Origin of the sequence: Brevibacillus panacihumi (assembly GCF_003710985.1) — a bacterium.
GTDB classification, from domain to species: domain Bacteria; phylum Bacillota; class Bacilli; order Brevibacillales; family Brevibacillaceae; genus Brevibacillus; species Brevibacillus panacihumi.
Genome location: NZ_RHHT01000097.1, coordinates 1 through 5,902, shown reverse-complemented (window position 1 = coordinate 5,902; position 5,902 = coordinate 1). Strand labels below are relative to the sequence as shown.

Below are 5,902 nucleotides of genomic sequence, written 5' to 3'. Positions count from 1 at the left end.
AGCTGGTTTCCTCCCCTCCACTACAGTCTGACGACCACCAACGAGAAAGATGAATCCGCTCGAGGGATAGTGTAAAATAATAGAATCTCAAGACGCGGATGTGGTTGGATGCTATTATTGGAGCAAATTTTTGCCCTCATCTCGATAGTCAACCTGATTTTGGCTTCAGTGTTGATCTTTATGGAGCGTCGGAATATCGCCGCTACCTGGGCATGGCTGATCGTTCTGCTGTTTTTGCCGGGCATCGGCTTCATCTTTTATCTGATCCTTGGCCAAAGGTTGAGCAAAAAGAAATTGTACCGGCTTCGGGAAGGGGAGTTTTCCCATTTTCGCGCAGCGATTGATAAACAAAAGCAGCTTCTGGAGCGAGGAGAGCTGGTCACAAATGACCCGGCCATGGAGCGGCACCGGGACATGATCTATATGAATATCGTCAGTGACGGCGCTTATTTCACGCAAGACAATGACGTTGAGATATTTGCAGAGGGACAGCCGCTGTACGATGCGATGCTGGAGCAGATCGAGCAGGCAAAAGAGCATGTCCACCTGCTTTATTACATATTTCGCAACGACGAGCTGGGCAGTCGGCTGGTCCAATTGCTGGCATCCAAGGCAAGGCAGGGTTTGGAAGTGAGAGTCTTGTACGATGCTGTGGGATCCGCCAGCTTACCCCGGCGATTTTTTCGCCCGCTCGTCGCGGCTGGAGGAGAAGTCATTTCCTTTTTCCCGGGCCGCATCCCGTTTTTAAATCTGCGCGTCAACTTTCGAAACCATCGAAAGCTGGTGATCATCGACGGGAAGATCGGCTACATCGGCGGTTTCAACGTCGGCGACGAATATCTGGGCAAAAGCAAGAAGCTGGGCTACTGGCGGGATACACATCTGCAGATTCGGGGGAAAGCGGTCTACTTGCTGCAGGCGCGCTTTTTTCTGGACTGGAATTTATCCGCCCGCAAACGAATGGAAGAGTCGCATGCGTACTTTCCCGAGGTGGAGGAAATCGCAGACGGTGTCGGGATTCAGATCGTGTCCAGCGGTCCCAATTCTGAGAAGCAGCAGATCAAGCATGCCTACCTGAAAATGATCTACAAGGCGCGAAAGAGGATCTACCTGCAGACCCCTTACTTCATTCCCGACGACAGTATCCTGACGGCCTTGAAAATGGCCGCGATGTCAGGAGTTGATGTGCGGGTGATGGTTCCCGGCCGTCCCGACTCCAAGATGGTCTACTGGGCGACCCATTCCTATCTGGGGGAGTTGTTGAAGAGCGGTGTCCGCTGCTACCAGTATGAGAAGGGCTTCATGCATGCCAAGACACTTGTAGTCGACACCCAACTGGCCTCCGTCGGGTCCGCCAATGTAGACATTCGCAGCTTTAAGCTCAACTTTGAAACCAACGCCTTCCTCTACGATACGAGGATGGCCGTTCAATTGGAGGAGCTTTTCCTGCAGGATCTTGACGAATGCCAGGAGTTGACGATGGCAGCTTATCTGAACAGACCAATCCACATGCGGATCAAGGAGTCGTTGACCCGCCTGCTTTCCCCGATCTTATAGCAGCTTTTTAGAGTGTGAAAAACCCGGCGGTCAGGATTTCCCGCTGGGTTTTTCATTGTGCAAAAGCGTATGGATGCAGTGCGTCAGCATCGCCTTCAAGGTATTGAAGGCGTAGTCCACATCCAGCCGCTCACTCCATTGATGGGCATCGCGTCCGATCGGACCGAGGTTCAACACGGGGACCTTAAAGGCTTCCATTTCCTGCAAGGGGATGGAGTAGCCCTGATTCCACAGCGGCATATTGCGGATGAGCGGCTGCATCGAGCTTGCCGGGTATTGCAGCCCGGCATAGCTCAGGTCTGAGATCCCGCCGAAGTAGTTCTGCTTAACCAACCGCACCTTGTGCTTGGCTAGCGCGTAGTCTTCCATTTCCGATACTGTTCGTTGAATCAGCGGATCATGGCGAGAAGAGATGGCCGGGTAAAAAGGCGGTGCAAAAAAGAGAACGATCATCGGCGCCAGCTCTTTGCAAAGGATTGCCAGCTGATCAACCAGCTCAATCGTCAGATCCCGGTCGTCCTTGTCTGCCCGATTGGCCAGGACAGGTGCATATAAGTCTTGCAGCTTCTCTTCGCCGTAGGTGCGCAGGGCGTAGTCGCGCAATGTTTCGTAAGACATCACCTGGATGGAGAAGGGCTTGGGCTGATACGTGCTTAGGCCAGCAAATTGCTCTGCCTGACGGGCCCAGGTCTGGATGATCCGTTCGGCTGCGTTTTGGGCGGCATCCAGCAGAGGGTGTACGACATCTTCCATCTTCTTTTCCAGCAGGAAAAGATTGAAGAGGGTGACAGCGCGATGCGGAATCTGGACGGAGTACTCTTTTTTCAAGTCCTTTTGCATCAGGCTGGTCGGTGGAGGAGTCGACTCGCCCTCCACGATTTCGCAAAACGATGCGTTCAGCTCCAGCTCGCAGGCAAGCTGGGAAGCCATGTAGTTGCCGTTCAGTCCCGCAAAAGGCTCGCCTACATGGGTTTCCTTGCCGTAGCAGAGGAAGCCCGGCAACACCTTCCCGATGGAACCCGTGTACAAGTAGTTGCTTGGGTCTCCGGGAAAGCGCGGAAAGACGGGTTCTGAGTTTAACACTGTCCTATATTCCAGGCTGAATTCCCGGCTGAGCTCCAGCAGGACAGGGACGGCAGCGCGCATCCCGACCGAGTTCACCTCTTCGTCAGGAACGGTCAACAAGAGGAGATTGCCGTCGAACTCCCCGTTACACGCCTGTTCGATCAAGGACAGATGAAGAGCCAGCCCGCACTTCATATCCATCGTTCCCCGTCCAAACAGCCAATTTCCGGCGCGGAGATCGCGTTGAACATCAGCTGGAAGTTCTTGCTGACGGGCGTGAAAGTACGAAGTCAGCTCTACAGGGTCAAAGGCATGCGCTTCCCAGGCGCCGTAGTCCTCCACCCCGACAACATCAAAATGGCTGACCAGAATGACCGTGTCGCGTTTTCCGGCCTTTTTGACCAAGGCGGTGACGAGGTGGCGTCCGTCTTCTGTGGGAGACATGCGGAGATGGTCGGGATTCTCCTGAAAATAGGGAAGTGTCTGCAATTGCCGGGTCAGATAGTCGGGCAGCTGTTTTTCTGCCGGGGAGCCGGTAATACTCGGGATTTTGACCAGCTCGCATAAAAGCTGGGTCAACTGCTCTTTGGTTTGCCATTTCGCCATAGGAAACCCTCATTTATCGTGGAATAGTAGCAAGCTTTCTCCCCCGATTATTCCTGCCTCATCGCCATTTTCCTGCCTCGGAATCAAATCCCTTACACGTCGATGGACAGAATGCCGAGCGGTCCGTCTTCATTGATGATCGGCTCCAGATCGTATACGGAGATCGGGAACATCGGAAACCCGACGTAGTAGGGGGACAGCTCGTAAAGCTGATAGTAGACAACCAGTGATTTGTCAGCGAGATAGAAGTCCTGTTCCGGAGAGATGGCCGTAAATGGGTTCAAGGTAGGCAAATTCCTTTGTGCGATCTGTTTTTTTATGTTGGCGGACAAAACTTTTACGTAATCACTGCCTGGCTTGAACAGCTCGCGCAGCGTATAGATTTTGCCCGTCTGTATGTCGGCCGACAAGGAACCGAGGAAAGTCATCGGGTGAGCCATCCGGGGAGTGTAGGCGAAATTGCTCAGGGTGACGCTGAAAATGCCTCGCTCATTGGTTTTGACTTCATAGCTTCCCTGCATTTGCGTGTTTCCTTGAACCTGTACGCGCTCCTGTTCGCGGATTAAGCCCTGGACAGTATGGACGATCGATTGGTTGATCTGCTGTTCAGCCTGTTGGTTGGCAAGACCCGTCAGCTGAGGGTAGTAAATGGTCGTATTGGGGCGAGTCAGTGTTCTGGTCATGACGCTTGCGGGGAGTTGGTTTCGTTCCATCTTTATGGGTACCTCCCTTTCTCCAAATGGGTGTTCTTCCTATCAGCCTATTCGGGACGGGAAAAAGTGGTCAGTCTAACCTGTAAAGGGAGGAACAAAAATTTCCCAATTCTTTATCATTTTCTTCACATATTGACAATCAATAGGCGTTTGAACCGTCCTATAATGGGGAAGAACACCAGAAGCAGAAGGAAAAAGGGGGGATAATCTTGATTCAATTGGTTCGAAACACCCTGACGAACAAAGAAGGATTCATGATTTTTGTGCTATGGAATCATCTTTGGGTGGCAGGATTGATCGCATACCAGATGGACCTCAACTTTTGGATGGTCACATCGTTGGGACTGCTGGTCACGCTGATTGTATCGCCGTATTATTTCATTCGTAAGGACAGCCGGATTATACGCTACCTGGTAGCCGTCGGACTTATGTTTTATGCCATTTCTTTCGATCACTTTACCCCTTATGAAGAAGTTTCCTTTCTAGCCTTTATCGTGATGGGATTTTTGGCTGCATATCTGGATTGGAAGCTGGTTGTTTTTGCCGGAATTGCACAGTCCGTAGCTACAGTCGTCAGTTTTTATACCAGACAATACGATTTGTTCAGCGGAGACTTCTCGGAAATCAATCTGATCGTGCGTTTGGTAACCATTGTATTGATGATGGTGTCGGTAACGTACCTGTGTCTTGCGGGGCAGGCCTCGCTTGATCGGGCTAACGCTGCGAGACAGGAAGCTGAGGAGAAGGAACAGCGGCTGGGCGAGATGCTGGAGCAAATTCAGCTGATGACCGAACAGTTGGACCGCACCTCTCAATACGTGCATGGACACGCGGAGGGAACCCGGCAAAATACGGATGAAATGATGATTGCCTTCAAGGAAGTCGCGACAGGGATGGAGGCACAGGCCAACTCCACGGTGAAGATCGAGGAGGAAGTCCAGCAGATCGACCAGGAAATTGTCTCGGTTACCGAAAAGGCAAACATGATGAAGAACGAAGCCGATCAAAACAACAAGCGTCTGGTAGACAGTGTACATATGATGAACGAGTTGTCGGCGCAGATGGAGCAGATTGTACAAGCTGTCCACGTCGCTTCTTCGACCATCAACCAGTTGAACAGCCAAGCCAATCGCGTGGAGGAAATCGTCGGAGCCATCAATCAGATCGCTTCGCAAACCAATTTGCTGGCCCTCAATGCTGCGATCGAGTCCGCTCGAGCAGGCGAGCACGGACGCGGTTTTGCCGTTGTCGCCGATGAGGTTCGCAAGCTGGCAGAGGAGAGTGCGACCGCAACCCAGGAGATTACCCAAATCCTGCACTCGCTGCATCAGGAGAGCCAAAATGCCGTCCACCATATGAGCAACGGGGAAACATCTGTTGCGAAAGGCAAGGAATTGGCGGAACAAACTGTCGCGGCAATCGAAATTGTACGGGCGGGCATGGAAAACCTCCTGACTGCCACAGAGCAGGTTCGTGAAAGCATGGACATGGTTAAACGACGCTCCGGCGAAGTGGCGGCAGAGATGTCTACCATTACGGCGGTGACCGAAGAGTCGGTGGCCAATCTGGAAGAACTGTTTGCAAACGCCGAGAACCAGCAGTACAAGGTGCGGGAGATCACAGAAGAGCTGGGTGAGCTGAATACGCTATCGCACCGTTTGCAGCAGTCATTCCAAAAAAAGGAACAGGCGTAAACTGCATTTCTTGTCGAAAATAATTTGCGTTTTACAAAGAGTCTGTTAAACTAAATAATCATAAAAACTGAACAGATTCACCTACCTTATCAAGAGCGGCGGAGGGACTGGCCTGATGAAGCCCGGCAACCACTGTACCATGTACAGCAAGGTGCCAATTCCTACAAAATCCATACACGGGATTTTGGCAGATGAGGAAGAGGACAGCCGCAGACGCAAAACTCTTCCGAAATGGAAGAGTTTTTTTATGGTGTGCCCGGCATGGGC

At 51.9% G+C, this 5,902-nt stretch carries 4 protein-coding genes and 1 riboswitch; of the genes, 2 read left to right on the top strand and 2 right to left on the bottom strand.

Translation table 11 applies throughout. The annotated features are described in order from the left end of the window. Positions 1-108 precede the first annotated feature (108 nt). Complete coding sequence (cls, locus tag EDM58_RS25480; RefSeq protein ID WP_122915832.1) at positions 109-1,557, top strand: cardiolipin synthase; 1,449 nt, start codon at positions 109-111, stop codon at positions 1,555-1,557. Positions 1,558-1,587: 30 nt separating this feature from the next. Here the strand turns inward: cls and EDM58_RS25475 are convergent, their stop codons facing one another. Beyond that, positions 1,588-3,228 carry a M20/M25/M40 family metallo-hydrolase gene (locus EDM58_RS25475; protein ID WP_122915831.1) on the bottom strand — a complete coding sequence of 547 codons (1,641 nt, stop codon included), beginning with the start codon at positions 3,226-3,228 and terminating at the stop codon, positions 1,588-1,590. 92 nt (positions 3,229-3,320) lie between these two features. Continuing rightward, positions 3,321-3,941 carry a DUF3298 and DUF4163 domain-containing protein gene (locus EDM58_RS25470; RefSeq protein WP_122915830.1) on the bottom strand — a complete coding sequence of 207 codons (621 nt, stop codon included), beginning with the start codon at positions 3,939-3,941 and terminating at the stop codon, positions 3,321-3,323. A gap of 209 nt (positions 3,942-4,150) precedes the next feature. Here EDM58_RS25470 and EDM58_RS25465 point away from each other — a divergent pair, with 209 nt between their 5' ends. Continuing rightward, positions 4,151-5,635, top strand: a complete 1,485-nt coding sequence (locus EDM58_RS25465; RefSeq protein ID WP_122915829.1) for a methyl-accepting chemotaxis protein — start codon at positions 4,151-4,153, stop codon at positions 5,633-5,635. Positions 5,636-5,718: 83 nt separating this feature from the next. Beyond that, positions 5,719-5,833: riboswitch (SAM riboswitch) on the top strand. Positions 5,834-5,902 lie beyond the last annotated feature (69 nt).